We start from the raw sequence: 18,334 nt of genomic DNA on the forward strand, positions 1-18,334 counted from the left end.
ATTATTCCGACCCGAGAACAACGTCGAATGTCCAACCCTGACATCCTGAACATCAAAATAAATAAACGTCAACATCGAATCGAGCCCAGGAGTCGAACCAACAAACACTTCACCTCCCTGCACCTCAGGAAGCATAAACGGATCCATCAGCACAGGGTTATACACATACTCATGCGCACCCTCACTCAACGAAGATTCAATCCGAACTGAACCATCACCCAACCCCGAAAAACGCACATTAGAAGTACTCCCCGAATCCCCCAAAAGTTCAGATACTGGGATTGCAGTTCGACCTTGAGCAACATGCTCTGAACTCAAGACCTCTAGGTTTTCACCGAATGATTCAATTTCATTAAGGCTTTTTCCTTTATAAAGGTTCAAATCTGTAACGAATTCCAGTTGTGCATCACTCGCATCGGCTGTCCCTTCGAGGTATTCAAGGGTAGAGACTGCAAGTGCGGTCGATGTGAACTTTGGGTCAAGTGAACGTTTAGAAAGGAACTCTAAAGGCGTGATCTGTTCGATCATCCTAAAATAAGGAACCTCGTCCACGACTTTCCAAGAATCAGTCGACCGTTCAATCACAGTGCTTCCAGCTTCTGCCCGGAAGTAGGCGCCATGCCCAACTCTCGCCACCTTAGCCCACTCGAACACGTCTAGTAAATCATTGACGTATTCAGGACCATACCAACTATTAGGGTCGAGAAAGCCGACGAAATCGAAAGCTAGGCCACGTACAATCTCTGCTGCTTCTTCGTTATCTCTTGCAAGATAGATTTCGGAATCTGTAGGAGCCTGGACTGAAGAATCTGCGATTAATAGCAATAGACATGACGGAGTATTCTGTCGCTTAAAGTTGGCGACCGCCATCAACGCTTCTTCATTATTAATCACGTTACTTATGAAAAGTACATCCTTAGTGGAACCAAGTTCGTTGGCAACTTTAGCTCTGCTCAATATTTCTTGAAGTCTGTGCTTGTAAGTATGCTGCCGCATTACTTTTCTTAAGCCCATTTGCCGGAATCGGTTCAATCCGTTAGGAACACTTTTTATCTTTTCAATCTGTTGTTTAAGCGCAACAGAATTATCCGTAGCGAACACCAATTCGCCAAAAAACAAATAGAGCCCTCGCGAATAATTGCTCACAACCGCAGTGTTCGAAGCTAGAAGTTCAAACACCCTTCTGGCAAACATAGATTGACTTTGTTTTACAGAATTAAGATTGAGGCCGAACTCGTAGCCCTTATAAGCGACATCAATGTCATTTGGATTAAGTGTGCCTACAATGGATGACTGGTACTTCTCTGGGAAGATTTGTTCTTCTGTGGCATCATTAAAATTCCTGTCGTAGATGTCAAACTCACCGATACTTGACATCGCGTCGAAGAGTTCCGAAAAGTCTCTATTTCTTTCCACGTATTTGGAGTAATACGCCCCAGCAAACGAGCATCCAGCAATTCGCTCGAACTTTTCAACAGGATTGTGCACACGAGGCTGCGCAGCAAAAGGAAGAAAATAGACTTCTTCTTTTCCTAGATTTGATTTATAGTTCGGGATGCTATCAGTATCAGTGGTGAAAATAATATCGAACATTTTCGCTGTGCCAAGAAACGTTGAGAAATGCACTGGGTCTTCTTTATTCCAAAAAACTGTGGGAATTCCCCGTGCATTACACCAAGCGACGATACCTTGGAGTTCTTTCCCAGCCCGCTGAACAGAATTCCACCACGACCCATTCGAGCCGCGCCAGGCAGATTCTACAAATAGCAGATCTGGCTCAGATTCCTCGAGTTCATTGAACCAATTCTCCATCGTGAGTGGCACGAAGTTAGCTTCTGGAGCATAGGATTGCATCGAAAATTCATCCAAAATGCACGCTATTGTTGGTACTCGGTCGATCTGATTGTTTCGCTTTACCCACACGCCCTTCGTAATTAATCGTTGTTCCTCAATGTGAGCGGGGATTACTGACTCTTTCAGATTCGACATAAAGGATCTTTCTACAAAGATGCACATGAGCTGTGGCTGCGGAAACTTAAATTAAAAGATTTTGGCTTTCGGGCTCAAATCAATATCTAGAGCTCGCCAACTAATTAAGAGAAATTATCGTTAATCAAGTCATCTAAACTCCAGTTCGAGCGGATTTGCCAAAATTGATCATCGGATGCAACCCCGTAGTTGTCGCACCGAAGTAAATGGCCCAATCGGATACCATATTACCAATAGAACGCATTGCTTTCGACTTAGAAAACGAACTGATGTAGTTGTATTCGGGGTTTAGTCCGACTACCGTTACAGTTTCATCTCAATGGCGAAATATCACCAAAAATTGCGTTCATAAGCCTATCGGTGACGTCCTTTTGCTGAAATTTTGAACTTATGATTTCCCGGAACTCGTCCCCATTTCCATCCCAACTCAAAATCGAGTTGACCATCTCATCGATCGACGAGCTGAGCCATTCAAGAGGATAGATAAAATCTGCACCAGGCCAATGCAAGATTGCAGGGAACGCCCGCGATGCCGCGCCATCGGCGATTGTCAAATGAAATGACTCATAGTCGCTTGTCGACAATACAATCCCGATATTTCGGTACCATTCGGCCATATCATCGCCAAACTCGTCCAGAATTACGGTCCCTGGCGATTGATTATTCAACTCAGCAATTCTAAGTTCAATTTGCTGATAGTACGCCACTTCTTCCGGCCTATTACGAAGCCAAGGATAATCTGTCCACATTTTTCCTTTTATTCTGAGCCTATAACGTGAATCCAACTTTCGTAGACTCTCGAGCAGATCTAGTGCTAAGTCAATTCTTTTCCGCTGCGGCACAATCCCCACGAATCCTAGGGTAAATCGCGCATCGCTAGTTTTCGGGAGGTCCAATGCATCCACATCAACGGAGTTCGGAATAGTCACAGTTTTTTTGGAAGGAACCCCGTGTGTCAGCACTGCCGTGTCCCGGATCAGTTTGCCGACGAAAATGTATCGATCGACTGCACCGTGAACAGTTTGGGACAAATAAGGACGCGAAATCTCTTGAAGGTGCACTCGGACGACAAGACGCTGATGTTCTTTTACGTTCCTCGAATACCATCTAACATTCCCGAGTCCCCATTCGCAGAAAACGATATCCGCTTGGGCAAGTAAACTTCGCGACAAATCTTCATCATGTTTTGTGTGGTTTTCCCACTTATCAAAAAGTAAGCGAACGCCTTTGAGTTTGAGCTCGTCGATAAGCATACCTGCGAATTTAAGATCATGACCTGCGATCAGTACTGTCTTGCCTTGAACATTCAGCGATGCCGATGTTGGCTCCGATTCAGCATCCGTCGGGGTTTCGTTTCTCACATCGGGTAGTCGGAATGCAATTTCGCTCATATTAGATCCAAAGCGTTTGATCAATACCTCCTCGTCCACGACACCGGATTCGTTAGACGCAATGTAGTTTTGTGGAACCACGCCAGTTCCTACCTTGCCCCAGTCCCCAAACATTGAAGATATTAGAAAATCTTCGTAATAGGTCCTTGGCAGATCGGAAATGTACTTCGCCGAGTATTCAATTGAATCATCCAGATTAGCAATGTCATTTACAATTGCGATTTCGGGATCCGAATCTACATCGACCGATTGGGCGACTACGGCAGCTGGTGGATATGACTGCCGCTTTAGATCGCTTAGAATTGAAGCGGTAAGGCGTGGAACGATGACTGCATAAGTTGATCGTTGAGGTTCAGAAACGCAAACGCCAGCAGTCCTGAATGCTATCAGTAGGGCAGATTTAGCAGTATGCGCGCGAAATATGGTGCGCATTTGTCGCCAAATTTCGTGACGACGTTGATTTTCATCAGAAGTCCACGCAAATATCAGGGCGCCGATAGTCTCAGGATCATTAGAGGAGGCAATAGTTTCACCAATTGATTCTCGGATTCCTCTGCCTTCTGCAGATAAAACTACTCCGCCAGAAGCAGGAATTTCGACGATTCGTCGCGAGAACATTGTTGGAGAGTTCGTCACCGAATTAACATTTAAATGTGCGATATGGTTTCTGTAGGAATCCACAACATCGCGATAAGGCAGCGCCCCGCGAACGTATTTTTGAAAGTGCTCGGGGAAATGGTACGGAGAATTTTCCACAGAAGCTTGACGATCATAAATATCTAGCCCGAATTCTTCCGCAATTGAGAGTAGACGGAGAAGATCACTGGATCGTTCCTTATATCGATCGCCATAATACGTGCCCGCATGGGAAATGGAATTCCGAAATTCGTTGCGACGAGCGATCGGATTATGAATCAAGGGTTGCGCGAAAAAGGGCAAGGAAGCAACAGTTTTCACTCGTCCACCTTTAAGCGCGCGATATTTTGGAATCATGTTTGCGTCTGTCGTAAATATGTGATCGAATTTGATCGCCGTAGGAGAAAATCTCTTAAAGTGGACTGGGTCTTCTTTATTCCAAAAGATTGATGGAATCCCCCTTTCTTCCAGAAGATCAAGCAATTGCGATAGGTCGTCGATCTCAGATTCCGAGTAGTACCCGACACCACGATGCCAGTCACCACCATTACCTTCCCACGCGGATTCCACGAAGACTAGGTCGAGTTTCCGATTCTCAATCTGCTGGCGCCAGCTTCTCTTATCTAGAATCTCAATTTGGACACTTCCGCATAATGCTTCAGTGGTGAATTCATCAGCAATGAGCCCAACTACAAGCTCATTTAGTTTTTTGGCAGGTTCAACTGAGCCCTTGAAATGCTCTACTGCCTTAGTCTTAGTTTTAAGAACTATCTCACCAATATTCTTCCATTGGCGTTCCTTTGCAACCCAAAGGTGACTGGTGCGTGCTAAGACTCGCTTCAGTTCGTCATCATTGATCAACTCGACGAGCTTTTCCGCCAATTCGTATTCGTTCTCCGCGCTGAATAGCAGAGCGCGATCTTGATTATTGCCGGCAAGGTCGCGGTTTGGTGCCACGTCGGAAAGCACGGTAGGCCGCCCGGCTGCGTATGCTTCCAAAGGCTTAAGTGGGGAGACCAGTTCCGTTATTTCGTATCTTTTTCTCGGGCAAACCACAATGTCAAAAGTTGATAGCAATCTTGGAATTTGATTTTGAGGAAGTCTCCCTAAGAAATGCACGTTTTCCAGCCCGCGTTCTTTAGCTTCGTGCTTCAAAGCCTCCTCCTCAGAACCAGATCCAGCGATCACCACCTGGTGATCTACGCCTTTGTTAGTAAGAACTTGGCTTGCTTTTAAGAGGGTATCTAAGCCTTCGTACTCTACAAGGCTTCCTGCAAAGCCTATAGTGGGTAACTTGGGATCAAACTTCAGCCTTTTTGCGAATCCCTCGTCTTTTGGAATTGAAACATATCTTTCAATGTCCACCGCATTTGGTGCAATGATCAGCTTGTTTCCATTAATACCTCTACGTGTCAACTCATCCGCAACTTGTTGAGTGATGCACAGTACGTAATCAGCCTCACTTGCAACCAAAGTTTCTAAATCTCGCTGCAGCTTAAAGTGCTCGCTATCTTTAAAAGCCGGCTTCTTGACAGCTTCGGTGATTTCCCAAAGCCCACGAACCTCGTAGATAAAGGGTATTCCCACTCGCCTCGCAGAGATGAGAGCAGGTAATGCAGTTCGATGATTCGATGCAGCAAGAATAATCTCGGGACGATTTCGACGAGCTTCGCGAGTAAAGACATCCGAGCATTCCTCGATATAGTGATCGAGACTTTGCTGATTGAGATTTCCGCCTGGATTATGGATAAATGGAATATTTCCGAGACTAGACTCAACGCGCTCATTAACAGGCATTTTGCCATCGACGGTCGAATCCCATGGATAACCGGACCGTGCGACCACAACGACCTCGCCGCCTGCCGACTCTATTCCCTCAGCTACTCCGCGGGTTCGCGTTGAATACCCATTCGAATTAAAAATTGGGGTTGAATGGACTGCATACATGATTCGTCCCAGTTCAGGCAGATAGGCCACATCAGCAAGTCTGGGAGGTACGGAGATTGCACCGTTCCTCAACCTGACGGAGCCTTCGACCCGATCAACAGTCCGCTGCCCTGCTGCTGAGAATTCGTAATCGTGCTTCTGCGCAGTTCGTAGGATTTTCTCAGACTCACTAATTGATCCACGCTCGTACCAAGCCTTATTCAGTTCACTTTCGAAATTCGTCAAATCAATAATCTTCAAGTCTCAATACCTAACTTTCTAGGAGTTCTGCGCGGTCACTTTGGGAAATTTCTATGCGTTAGTGTTTGAAACCGATGCGCATCCAAGTTTTCTTAATGAGATTAAATGGCCTGCTAAGAAGTTGCCCAGCCTTCATAGTTCTTGAATTACGCAGCAGCACAAGTTTTGATCGTGTTTCTTCTAGCTCGGAAGTCAGCGCCGAAACTTTTTGACGTTCGTCCTTTAATGCAAAAAAAGACTCATTCAGTCGTCGCTTGAGGTCCTGAGTATCAATCGAATCCAATTTTTGAGAGTTCCCCGCGAACCTATTCTGGTTTCTAAGCTCGTTTAGCTCTTTATATGCAAGTTCTGGATCACGAAAAGCATAAGCAATCTTTTGTTGGTGCAATTCGCTGGTGGAGCGAAGTTCATCTGGAAACAAAGCCGAACTCCTTTTGGATTTTGTTGGTTCAGTAATTCAGGAAAATGTGCCAGAACAATGTCACAACTAATGCAGCCTTAAAGACTGGTTAGATTGCCACAGGTATTGTTAAGCCATACATATAGTTAAAACGTCAGGGAGTACTATTCCTCCGAGATATTAAGGGAAGAGTAGTGCAATTTCTCGCTTCACGAATTTTATCGCACGAAACCAATATGCGGAGTTTTATGCATTTGGTATTCAAATCGATTATTTTATGATATTACCTAGAGAAGTAGAGGGAGCAATGGAAAACAGGGAATCCGCTGAGCGCCCAGTCACACTGGTTAATGATAAAAACTTAATAGAAGTTTCGACCAGACCATCTCTTCCAGAGTACATACGCCAATTGTGGCAGAGGCGCCACTTTATCTTTGCAGAAGTACATTCAAAGGCATTTTCAACAAGCCAAGACCTTTTTCTGGGCCGTCTTTGGCTAGTCCTTGACCCAATTATCCAAGCCGGATTCTACGCCCTGGTTTTTGGCATCATATTGCAAGTAAATCGCGGTATCGATAATTTCATTGGGTACTTGATTATTGGGTTGGCGTTCTTTCAGATTATTACCTCGGGGCTTTCGGGAGGCTCTAGATTAATTCGAAACAATCGAAGCTTAATTTCTTCGTTTCGTTTCCCTCGTGCCTCATTAGCTATTTCAAACAATTTGAAAGATGTTGCAGAAAATTCTGTTTCATTGATTGTTGCGATTGCCATTGCTTTACTTTTCCAATTAGATAAGCCCATAAGCTGGACAATTGTATTAGTGGTGCCTCTTTATTTACTGGCCCACTTATTTTCTTTAGGCATCATGTTTTTCTCGAGCCGCGCAGTTGCATTAGTTCCTGATCTGAATTCACTAGTTTCACTAATCAATCGTGGCTTGTTCTTTGTTTCAGGTGTCTTTTTTACCATCGAGAGATTCAATTTCAATCCAACGCTTCAATCGATTATGGTGGCAAATCCCATTTATCAGTTCCTTCAAGCCGCGAGGTCAGTAATCATGCTTGGAACAGTTCCGCCATTTTCGGTTTGGCTTTACTTATTAGGATGGACCGTAATTACTCTCGTATTGGGATTTATCTATTTTTGGAGCGCTGAATCGAAATATGACCACGTTAAGTAACCCCACCGTAGTAGTACGAGATATTTCAAAAACTTACGAAATCTATAATGATGGAAGTACACGAAGCATCTTTGGCCGTAAAAAGCGCCAAAAGGTGCAAGCCCTTTCGAACATCAATTTCGTTGCGTCAGCAGGTGAATCGATTGGGATTCTGGGGCAAAATGGGTCAGGGAAATCAACACTTCTAAGTATTATTGCTGGTTCTGAAGCTCCTACTACAGGAGAGGTTCGAGTCTCGTCAGCACCAACGTTGCTTGGAGTTTCGGCAGCACTTCAAAGTAAAGCAAGTGGCAGGGAAAATATCAGAATCGGACTGTTGGCAATGGGTGTCCAACCAAAGGAAGTAGAGGAACTGGTTCCTCGAGTTCTTGAGTGGACTGAACTAGGGGAAGCCGCAGACCGTGCGCTAAGCACTTATTCATCGGGGATGCGTGCAAAGCTTAAGTTCGGCATTTCAACAGCAGTCAACCGAGAAATTTTGCTAATTGATGAAGCGCTCTCAACAGGTGATTCTACGTTTGCTCAAAAAGCACAGAAGAAAATGGACAGCCTGTTGAACTCATCCGGCACAGTCTTCATCGTTTCACACGCTCCGGGTGTGATTGAACAACATTGTTCTCGAGTCCTCTGGCTCCACAAGGGGGAAATCATTGGAGATGGCACGCCTGGCTATTTTGGACCGAAGTACCACAAATGGAGCCGCCGTGTGGCACACGGAAACTACGAGGGCGCAGAAGAACTGATTCAACAATTTCGCGATAGATACACGCCGCCCCTGATCATCACTGATTCAGAGGCAATCAAAATGCTCGATTCCTGATGGGATTCTTGATTAGACTTTCTCTCGAAAGAAGTTGAATTTTCAAATCAGTGTTCTACTTTTCAAAGATAGCGTACGCACTGTGTATATCAATTCGCGTTTCTAGCCTCTTATTCTTAATTAGGTTGACCGCGGTGCAGTAAAAGTTATTTGGGAGATTAACAGACACTGAATAATTTCGAAGTCCGCGTTTGAGTCGAACGATCTGGTAAACGCCGATTTCAGGATCTTTGTGAACATTAAATCCTTCGACATCAATTACAGGAACTTCTGAACGTCCACCTGAAGTTTCTAAGACTAACGATAGTAATAAGTTCCTCGGATCGACGCCCGACCCTGCACGAATCGAAAACTCCAAATCAAAACTTTGCAATTTTTCCGATAAGCCTACAGTTAATTTGCGCCCCATTTTAGTTGGCTCATTTAAAAGTGCAATCTTGGATTGCGCACTTATAGAGTCGACCAAAACAGGGAATTCCTTTAGAAATTCAGCGCGGTCGGCTGCAGCACCAATACGAACGAGCTCTCTCTGCAACCTATCGATTGGATCAGCGATCACAGACCGATTCAATTCAGTGTCTTGCTGGCTATGCCTTAGCCAAAGGAATGCTGATGCTGTGGCATCAGTTATTACCGGTCCGAATCTATCCGCCGTTTTATGAGGTGCGACAGGCGGCTCGGTGATGGAGTGGTCTTCCTCTTTCTTCAAAATGCTAAGCATGCCGATGGAAATGAGGGGACGATACGCGTCTCTCACAAAGGAAACTTCCTCCTCATTCCAAATTGCGACATATCCAGACGGCAAGCTAACGCGCATCCCTGCAAAACAGGGGTGAACATATTTTTCAATCATTCGGAAATAGTTCGCGCTCAAGATGTCATCATCATCAAGACGAAACATTCCAACCGCTTCCCCAGGCTTACACCTATCCTCGAAAATGGAATATGCCATCTTCACATCATCACCGAGAGCTACTTCTTCAAGAACTACGAACGAGAAGACCTCTTCAGCTTTAAGAAGTAGCTCTTTGTATTCTTGGGGCAAATTCTCTGAATAGCTAACCACGTGAACGAATCTGCTGTTTTCAGCGGCACGAGCGATTTGAGGCAACGAAATGGTCAAGAATAACCGCGCTCGAGAAATCAGTCTTTCATCGGAGTACAAATACTCTAAGTATTCTTCAGTGCTATTAAACCTTGATCCGTTGCTAGCCTTATAAGCCCCTGAATCTGGCATGAATACGCTAAACCGAGTGCTACCTATAATCAATGGTTTCTCAGAACCAACTTTTTTGGGAGCCTCAGAATACGCCATTTCATTTAGAAAGTCGTTGATCTTACGCAGTTCAGATAGTTTTTGATTCACTTTTGCCTCCAATTTGGATTGTGCAATTATCTCAAGCACTTTTTCGCTCGGATTCGCTTCACTTAATTCAATTTCTGCTCGAGTAACTTGTAGATCCTCGAGTGATCTGAATCGGGTTGCAATTGCTTCAAGCCCGTCTGCCCAAGTTTCAGACTGGATCAGATACTTAATCAAAGCAGAGCGTTCTCTACCGGGCATTGCAATGTGTCCCTTACCCCAGTTGCCGAGAAACGACCAAACATTTGCACCGTGACCAAATTGGGCGATATAGGGTGCCATCTGGAAGCCGAAATAGTTTTCGTCCCCAATATTTTGGATATATAAGACCGTGTTGTCGACGCTACGTATTGAAAGCCCTTTAAGTTTCGCAAGCTCGCCGTACGACAAAGTGCCATAGAGTAGCTTCTTATTAACTCTAAAATTGGTCTTTCCCAGTAGAATGTTTACTCTAGGATTTACGACAAATGAGAGTGAATCGGGAAACAAGCTTCCGATTTTGAGAGCTGGAAACCCCCCACCCGAGACTCCAAAGAAAATCTTTCGTCCGTTTCCAACAAAATGCCGAACTATAGACTCGATCGATGAATGAAAGTCATGATCTTTATTTCCCATCATGTAATTGGTAGTAATGGAGGAATCGTAGGCAACAGATGGATCTGCAAACGCTAACAGCGACATTCCATTTTTTGATGCAAACGTCCGGCCCTCAATTTTTGGGGCCTCCGAGTCATTGTTTGATGCCGAGGCAAAGCAAATCAAGGTGACGTCTGATTCACCTGATTCGTAAATAAAATCGACGATTTCATTGGCGACTGGATAGGTGTATAGGCCTGAAACCGTGGGGCACTCTAAAACATCGTCAACTGATTCCAAATAAAACTGCGGCAAGTCAGCGTATCGATCATAGCTTCGTAGACGTTCCACCTTTACTCCATTCCAGCTTTTCTTTCCGACGAATAGAATCTCACTTGCGGCTTGAATTCATTCGAGATTCCTCGAACTAGCCATTCTCAACTTAGGCAATCTTGTAAGTCGATTTGATAACTACTACCTAATTGGGCAATTTGATGGATTATTCCAACGAAGCTACCAATTAATAGAAATTGCAGCTCCTTAAAGCCTAACGGCTCGAGTGCCAAATGCTTTTCGCTCTCCGCCGGTTTCTCTTTCGAAGTAAATTCTCACGCGATATATTCCGCTTTCTAATTCACTCCACGATGCAGTCCCGTCCTTAACAGATACCAACTTCCCCAATCGTTCTTTTCCGGAGATTAGCTGCGCCCAAACTCTTGTTTCTGGCTCTTTTGCCACCGCGACTCCAACACTTTTCGTTTTTGCATCACTTGAAATAGCATTTGGCAACACCGAGGAGTCGCTTCCAATTGAATTATTCAGATTCTCTAGGAAACCGCGAAAAACCCCGCCAAGTTCAGAATGGGTTGTACCTGGCAATAACAGGAGCTCCGGGGCATAACCCAACATATGCAGATCGTCAACCAGTGGGACAACATGATCCCGATAGTGATGATCCCCTTTACCCACTAAAATAGAAACTTTTGTCGTCCTCGTTCCAGATTGCAAAAGCGTAAATGCCGTCTGGTTTAACCAACTAACGTCGGCGTCTGTAGTTCCGCCTGCAATGTAACGTAGGATATTTGGGTGAGGATTCTTCAGGAAGCTCCCAATCTTATACTGAGGCGCACCAACAAGAACTTGCCTTATTCCAAGAGTAACTCCGTGAAGAAGAGCTGCGCTTCCCCCTTTTGCAGTACCAATGGAAATAACGTCGTTAAAGGTCAAATTCAAGTCGTGGACGAGCTGTTTGATGAGGGACTGAACACTTCGAAATTCAGCCATGTTTCTGTTGCTGGCGAGGTAGTAGGACCCCTGGTCGCCAAAATCATCCAGGATGTAAACGACGGCACCCTTAAATTTTTTCATCGAAGCACGGTAGTTGTACGTAAAGTCGTACTTCTGTCCAACAGCGGTAAAGACGATGGCCAGTTCCTTAATTTGCTCATCGTCCCCAAAGTATTCAAATAAATAGTTAACCGGCTTTTCAGCAAAATAAGTCTGCCAATTTGACTGTGGTGTAATGCCTCTGTCAAGTAGTTTGAAGTTTTCAGATCGAAGGTCCCACCGAATATCCAACGAATTTGCGCTAAATACGACTTCAATCGCAGATGCAGCTTTCGCTTCCCCCATCGTCGGAAATGTCCACCCTTGAACATAAGGATGCCGCTGGCCAATCACGTGCCTTACTTGTGTTGGCGTGGCATCGAACCAAGTCAGCTCCCCCAATTTTTGGTCGTCGCTTCGGTCAAAGATTTCTAAGCCATTGCCGCGCAAAATAGGTGTAGTGTCCTCTGGGATATGCCAAAGAAAAGTGTACTTACGCTCGTTCTGGGAGCGTACGCTATCGAAAATCTCAACTTGCCCGGGTGCCGAGTGGCCCTTGAAAACACGCCTACTCCATTCAACTCCCGGATACCGTGTAGTCGCACCTTTTACATCGAGAGTATCTGGGGTTGAATCGATATCTACCAAGTTAGTAGCAGCTTGACCGTCATCGACACGTGGTAGACCTTGATCGTCGACTAAAAGCGTATTGTGCGCTGCACTTGAGAATCCATATTTCGTCAAAGGGTCAGAGTATTCGTAGCCATTTGGGCCGGCTTCTGAGATTAGTTCTCGTCCATTTGCAAAGTAATACACGCTCATTTCGTCAGAATGCTTATGGTAGTCAGCATTGTATGCCGCACTAAAAAATAAGTACTCTGCTTGCGGAGTCCAATCAGAACGGTACACACCGTAGCCACTAGTTGTAGAAACAAATGTTTTGGAAGCTGGGGGTGCAGAAATTCTTCCAAACGAATGAGCTGCCATCATCGTATTCTCGCCAAAAACGCTCCTCACCTGTGACTCTGAAATCACCCCAAGTTTAGTGTCGCTTACAGGCACAAAGTGATTTCGAGGAGTTAATGCGAACGCACCGTAATGATCAGCCTTTGCCTTAATCTCTTTAAGATGCGCTAAGTTTGTTGTTTCGCCGATGGACTCGAGATACTGCACGACCTGACCGAGATATCGAGAAACCATAAGATGATAGGTCGGCGTGTTTTCTTGGTGAATTCCGTCTTCATCGAAGCATTCGTTAAAATACTGAATAAGTCGATTGACTGCCACACTGTGTGTCTCAAGACTATTCGAAGTGGTAATTCCATAGGCCTCCGCTACTAATATCGCAATGTTTTGAAACATCCCATGATTATTCTTGCCTGCGTAGAACTCCGAAGAAGCTAAGAGATTTACCTCATCTTTTATGAACTCAAGGTACTCGTCAATTTTGAACAAAGAAGAACTAGCCATTACGGAATGGAAAAACACAACAAAATTGATCACGCGTTGTGCAGTAGTTTCATCATGGTAGGCCATGGTTGAGGTCGAGTTTCGATACTCTAAGCACCAGGTTTCAAACATTCTATTGAATTCGGTGGCAAGTGTCCTTGTTTCCGACTCATCTAAAAGATTCCATGCCGCACCCCAATCACGGATGAAGAACCACCCATGCGTTTTTCTACCAAGACTGCGGGGAACTTGGCTTGACCAAAATTCTCCATTGTCGTATGCAGCACTTGATGCAGGATCTAGTTGAAGATCTCCAGTTTCGAAATAATGTCGTACATTTTTCAATGCCACAGCGGGAGTCGGACGGGCTACAAACGACTCGACTGATTCTCGGTGACTCTCACTACTAAGGGGCATTATTTTCCTAATTGACTGGTTGTTAGAAATTAATAATTATACGTTTGGATTCTAATTGAGGATCTGATTACGGATCTGGACAGAATCGCACATTATTGCAAGATATAGCTTCTCTAGCATTCGTAAATTAAAGACTAAGCTTCGTTGGTTGCACTAGTAGTAGGTGACCAAAAGAACTTTCGTCTCCAAGAACTACCAGTGAGGATCCGAACAGAATTAGATTCCGTTTTCATTAGAGGCTGTCGATTGATGCGATTAACAACCTCGATACATTTCAAGTAAAAGCTCGGCATTCTTCTGCCAAGTTCGATCGCTCACCCAACTGATGGAATCTTCACCTGGAACCTTTCCAAACGACTCTTCAATCGCCCTCGCTAACTCACTCCAATTATCCGCTTCGACGTATGTTGCGTGCCCTCCGGTGATTTCCCTAAGCGCAGGTAAATCAGAGGCTACGATGGGTACTCCAAGTGCTTGAGCAATCAACGTTTTTATCGGTGTCACATTTTTTGTAACCTCTAGGCCTTTTCTTGGAACGGCGAAGACATCCAGTGCTGCGTACCACTTCCATATTTCTTCAGGAGGTTTTCGCCCAGCAAAAATCACTCTTTGCGATATTCCTAATTCTCTTGCAAGTGACTCTAGTTGGGGTCTCGAATCGCCCTCGCCCACAATCAAACAATGTGCATCCTGTATTTTCTGAGCCGCAAATATCAGGCCGTCAAGACCTTCGTAATCCACCACAGAAGTTACGGCCCCAAAGATTTGACCTTCTGGAAGCTCCAGTTCGGAGCGAATAGCCTCTCGATCGAACTTTCGACCAATAATCTCAGAATCTACCGCATTTGGGAGGACCGTGATTCGCTCGGGAGAAATTCCTCTTTCTACGATACGGCGCTTAGATAACTCACTCAGAGCGATTACATGACTTGCGGACAACATCGCCGAATCTTCTTGGCTTCGTGCCATTCCATAGAATTCCGATCGTTCCGCAAGTTCTTGATCTATTTCATCACGCTTTGAAAGCCAAGTATTTTCAAGTTCTCCTCGCACTTCATAAACCCACGGGATTTCCAGAATCTCAGCGGCGCGCGCAGCAACAATAGCATTCTTATAGTCCGTCGTCGTATGCAGTAAATCTGCACGAAACTTGCGGCCTTCGTCCACCAAAAGTTGTACTGCGAGGTCGTCTCGGCTTTGCAAACTCATCGGATATTGCCATGAAAGCATCCGAGAGTATTCAATTCCTTCAACTGTTTGCACTCGGCCTTTGGGAAGTTTTCCCACCAGAACAGGGTATGCAAGACGCGTGACAGCACGCACCGCTACTCCTTTTCTGCTCAAAGCCTTGAGACTATTCTGACTCCGCTGTGTATAACCAGACTGTGTAAATGGCAGACTATTCGTTAGCAGATAAAGAACTCGTGGTGCCTCTGTACCACTGTTGGATTTATTGATTACTTGGCCATTGGGAATGCGAACTTCCAGTTGCAGTATTTTTTCAATGGTTCTTCGTTTGCTAAACCTCTCTGAGGACCTGGATACATCTGCAATCTCTATAGCACGCGAAAACTCTCCCAAATCTAGGAACCGTTTCATCTGACTTGGCTCACCACTATCAAATTTTGGAAGGAACGCACTCAATTTGGACACGAACGCACTATTACTAGTTCGCAATCGTTCAGCGAACTGAACGTAGAGGTTTTTGGGATTCTCGCGCAGCATTCCATACATTGCGCTTCCAAGTAGTGAACCCATTTTGAGCCAATGCAAGAATGAATCACTCCGAGTCATGATTGAGTCACTTTAGAAATAAAATCATGGAGTGTCTTTGGTACAATCACTTCTCTTTCTTGCTTAACCCATTGAGCCCCCGCATCTCCGACATTGAGTAGATCAGGTTTCTTCACAAAGCTCTCCCAAAGCGCCGCTAATTCACGTGGGGATTCTGGACGTACGACATGCCCGGCATCTAAACCATCAACTATTTTAGCTGTTTCCCCATCTGCTACTGCAGTGATGTGAAGTCCGATCGACATCAATTCATACGTTTTCGATGGGACCGCTTTATTTAGCGCTGGCCAGTCCGTTAGATGGACAAGCGCAGTATCAGCCCAGGAATAGTGCGAATCAAGTTCATCAGCGGGATGTCGATACACAAATTCAATGCTGCCAGGGATATCCCGGGCTAATTTTCGAAGCTCGGCTTTAGCAGCCCCAGCTCCAACAAAACGGAGGCGGATGCAAACTCCTTGGCTTAGTGCGATCCGAACCGCATTAATCGCATTCTCGAGATTTTGAGCTCGCCCAATTGTTCCAGCATATAGCACGTTCAAGGAATTCAACGGTCTTCCGCTTGTGGGTGATACCTTCATTCTGGTCAAGGGAGGAAATACATTCCTAATCACGACGCTGCATTGACAGTATGAATCCTTCGGATCAGCATGGCGCTGCTGCAGCTCCCTTTCTAGAGCTGCAGAAGTGACTATTAAACCAGATGCATATTTTAGTACTCCACGCAGTGCAACTCCAGTTAGTGCTTTCATTACTTGTAATGGCCCCATCGAGAATACTTTCTCTCGGATAGAAGCTTTGCCAGTGCTTTTGTTCCAACGCGAAGATTCTCGAAGTAAATCTGGCCAGGCATCGCGCAAATCAATTACGTATGGTTTTTTAAAACGCATCGACGCAAATGCTGTTACTACGGCAGTTGGTAGAGCCGGAACAGTTCCAATAATCAGATCTGGGGTATAGGAACTCATAGGCCCAGACCGCCTACTTATAACCCTCAATGCCCCTAAAGCCACGGCGGCTTGGTTTAAGATCTTCCGCGACAACGATTGACCTGCAGGAAAATATCCAGTCCGAAGTATTCGCTCACCCGAAGGACCTATGGTCAAGTCACTAGCGGAATTCATCTGCCTTTTCTTCCACCACTCGTTGAGCGCAATTTTCCGCTCATAGTGCGGAGGTGGTGCGATGACTGTTACCTCATGCCCGCTATCTACCAAGAGCTTAGACAGCCAAGACCATCTTCTCTGCGGGACTCCATTTTCAGGTGCCCAGTACTGGGAGATCACTAAAATATTCAATAGTATCGCCCCGGATTAAAATTTAATAATCATTTACTTAAGAATTAATTACTGGGCAAAACAATAACATGAAAATCATGTAATTGACTTGGTGGGGCCAGCGGGGCTCGAACCCGCGACCAACGGATTATGAGTCCGCGGCTCTAACCGACTGAGCTATAGCCCCCAGTGCGCTGATTATAACCATTAGAGCCTGCACTGTTTAAACTCGGTCCCTGTTAATAAGGACAAGGACCGAAACTGTTTAAACTAGCGCCAAACTCCCCTAGTGTCGATAATTGTTTTGCCTGCTAGCGTCGATCGATCAATCTTCTTGAATTCCTTATGATCAACAAGCAGCAGAACCACATCAGCCTCGGATATCGCTTTGTCCAGATCTTGAAGTTTGATATTCACAAAATCAGCCAAAGAAACAGGGAGGTCTCCGATATTTGGCTCAACAACTCGTATATCAAGATCCGAGTTTGACTCTGCAAGTTCTCGTACAATGTTCAACGATGGCGATTCTCGTAAGTCATCGATGTCGGCCTTAAATGCAATTCCTAACGCGGCAATTACCGGCGATTCGATCTTCGAAATTGCATCCTCAACTTTCCCCAACACATATTGAGGCTTTCCGTCGTTGACGTCCCTTGCCAGCTTGATCATTTTTGCTTCCTCTGGAGTCGAAGAAACTATGAACCAAGGATCCACCGCGATGCAGTGTCCACCGACTCCTGGTCCTGGCTGAAGAATATTCACACGTGGATGGTGGTTCGCAAGTTCAATCAGTTCCCATACGTCGATCCCTAGGCGATCACTGATCAGCGAGAGTTCGTTTGCAAAGGCAATATTTACATCACGGAACGAATTCTCGGTAAGTTTGGCCATCTCCGCGGTTGTGGCATCAGTTTCAAGCAGTTCAGCGGTGCAAAATGTACCATAAAGGTCAACAGCGAGCTTTGTACCTTTTGGTGTCAGACCACCAATTACTCGGTCATTGTTCTCCATCTCTTCCATGATCTGACCCGGAAGAACCCGCTCAGGACAGTGAGCCACAAAGATTGCATTCTCGTCGTCTTCATTCAAAGACAGATCGGGGCGAAGTTCAATAATGTATTCCGCCATCGCCTTCGTAGTCCCGGGAGGAGAAGTCGACTCCAAGACCACCAATGCCCCTGGACGAAGATGTGGCGCCATCGCCTCGACAGCTGAATTAATGTACTTCGTATCAACTGCATGATTCTCTTTAAATGGCGTTGGTACGCAAACGATGTATGCGTCCGCTTCAACTTGATCCGCACGCGCTTCAAGGAGGCCGTCTTTGACAACTTGCCGCAGTAGAACATCGAATCCTGGCTCCACAAATGGAACTTCACCCCGATTAATGGTGTCCACGTAGGACATGTTTACGTCCACCCCGGTAACTTTCACACCTTTTGAGGCAATAAATGCTGCCGTGGGGAGTCCAATATAGCCAAGTCCCACGACACACACACACTATTGAACTTCGTGGGAGTTTCTAC

General features: G+C 45.4%; 10 protein-coding genes and 1 tRNA gene. 2 read left to right on the forward strand and 9 right to left on the reverse strand.

Translation table 11 applies throughout. The annotated features are described in order from the left end of the window. The 3 genes from A37O_RS14525 to A37O_RS0103010 form a co-directional block, all read right to left on the reverse strand. A partial coding sequence (locus tag A37O_RS14525; protein ID WP_018296014.1) for a CgeB family protein occupies window positions 1-1,989 on the reverse strand: 1,989 nt, incomplete at its 3' end. Window positions 1,990-2,300: 311 nt separating this feature from the next. Next, the gene (locus A37O_RS0103000; RefSeq protein WP_156802479.1) at window positions 2,301-6,203 is read right to left on the reverse strand and encodes a glycosyltransferase; all 3,903 of its coding nucleotides are present in this window, start codon (window positions 6,201-6,203) and stop codon (window positions 2,301-2,303) included. A gap of 58 nt (window positions 6,204-6,261) precedes the next feature. After that, the gene (locus tag A37O_RS0103010; RefSeq protein WP_018296017.1) at window positions 6,262-6,624 is read right to left on the reverse strand and encodes a hypothetical protein; all 363 of its coding nucleotides are present in this window, start codon (window positions 6,622-6,624) and stop codon (window positions 6,262-6,264) included. 286 nt (window positions 6,625-6,910) lie between these two features. Here A37O_RS0103010 and A37O_RS0103015 point away from each other — a divergent pair, with 286 nt between their 5' ends. Next, entirely contained in the window at window positions 6,911-7,786 is an 876-nt protein-coding gene (locus A37O_RS0103015) for an ABC transporter permease (RefSeq protein WP_018296018.1), read from the forward strand. Next, window positions 7,770-8,606, forward strand: a complete 837-nt coding sequence (locus A37O_RS16020) for an ABC transporter ATP-binding protein (RefSeq protein ID WP_083912571.1) — start codon at window positions 7,770-7,772, stop codon at window positions 8,604-8,606. The genes A37O_RS0103015 and A37O_RS16020 overlap by 17 nt, the downstream gene beginning before the upstream one ends. A gap of 55 nt (window positions 8,607-8,661) precedes the next feature. Here A37O_RS16020 and A37O_RS0103025 read toward each other — a convergent pair whose 3' ends face one another. The 6 genes from A37O_RS0103025 to wecC form a co-directional block, all read right to left on the reverse strand. Next, window positions 8,662-10,896, reverse strand: coding sequence for a glycosyltransferase (locus A37O_RS0103025; RefSeq protein WP_018296020.1), 2,235 nt, complete (start codon window positions 10,894-10,896; stop codon window positions 8,662-8,664). Window positions 10,897-11,085: 189 nt separating this feature from the next. Beyond that, the gene (locus tag A37O_RS0103030; protein WP_169332142.1) at window positions 11,086-13,671 is read right to left on the reverse strand and encodes a heparinase II/III domain-containing protein; all 2,586 of its coding nucleotides are present in this window, start codon (window positions 13,669-13,671) and stop codon (window positions 11,086-11,088) included. Between the two features lie 321 nt (window positions 13,672-13,992). Continuing rightward, complete coding sequence (locus A37O_RS16025; protein ID WP_169332143.1) at window positions 13,993-15,390, reverse strand: glycosyltransferase family 4 protein; 1,398 nt, start codon at window positions 15,388-15,390, stop codon at window positions 13,993-13,995. Between the two features lie 137 nt (window positions 15,391-15,527). Beyond that, window positions 15,528-16,817, reverse strand: coding sequence for a glycosyltransferase family 4 protein (locus A37O_RS16030; RefSeq protein ID WP_245533776.1), 1,290 nt, complete (start codon window positions 16,815-16,817; stop codon window positions 15,528-15,530). 101 nt (window positions 16,818-16,918) lie between these two features. Continuing rightward, a tRNA-Ile gene (locus A37O_RS0103040) sits at window positions 16,919-16,995 on the reverse strand. A gap of 83 nt (window positions 16,996-17,078) precedes the next feature. After that, the gene (gene wecC / locus A37O_RS0103045) at window positions 17,079-18,305 is read right to left on the reverse strand and encodes a UDP-N-acetyl-D-mannosamine dehydrogenase (protein ID WP_026196087.1); all 1,227 of its coding nucleotides are present in this window, start codon (window positions 18,303-18,305) and stop codon (window positions 17,079-17,081) included. Between the last annotated feature and the right edge of the window lie 29 nt (window positions 18,306-18,334).

This window comes from Corynebacterium lubricantis DSM 45231, assembly GCF_000379425.1.
In the GTDB taxonomy this organism is placed as follows: domain Bacteria; phylum Actinomycetota; class Actinomycetes; order Mycobacteriales; family Mycobacteriaceae; genus Corynebacterium; species Corynebacterium lubricantis.

What these genes read in the sequence shown, in the direction of transcription:
- A37O_RS0103015 (WP_018296018.1), top strand. Translation starts at nt 6,911, where the DNA reads ATGGAAAACAGGGAATCCGCTGAGCGCCCAGTCACACTGGTTAATGAT.
- A37O_RS16020 (WP_083912571.1), top strand. Translation starts at nt 7,770, where the DNA reads ATGACCACGTTAAGTAACCCCACCGTAGTAGTACGAGATATTTCAAAA.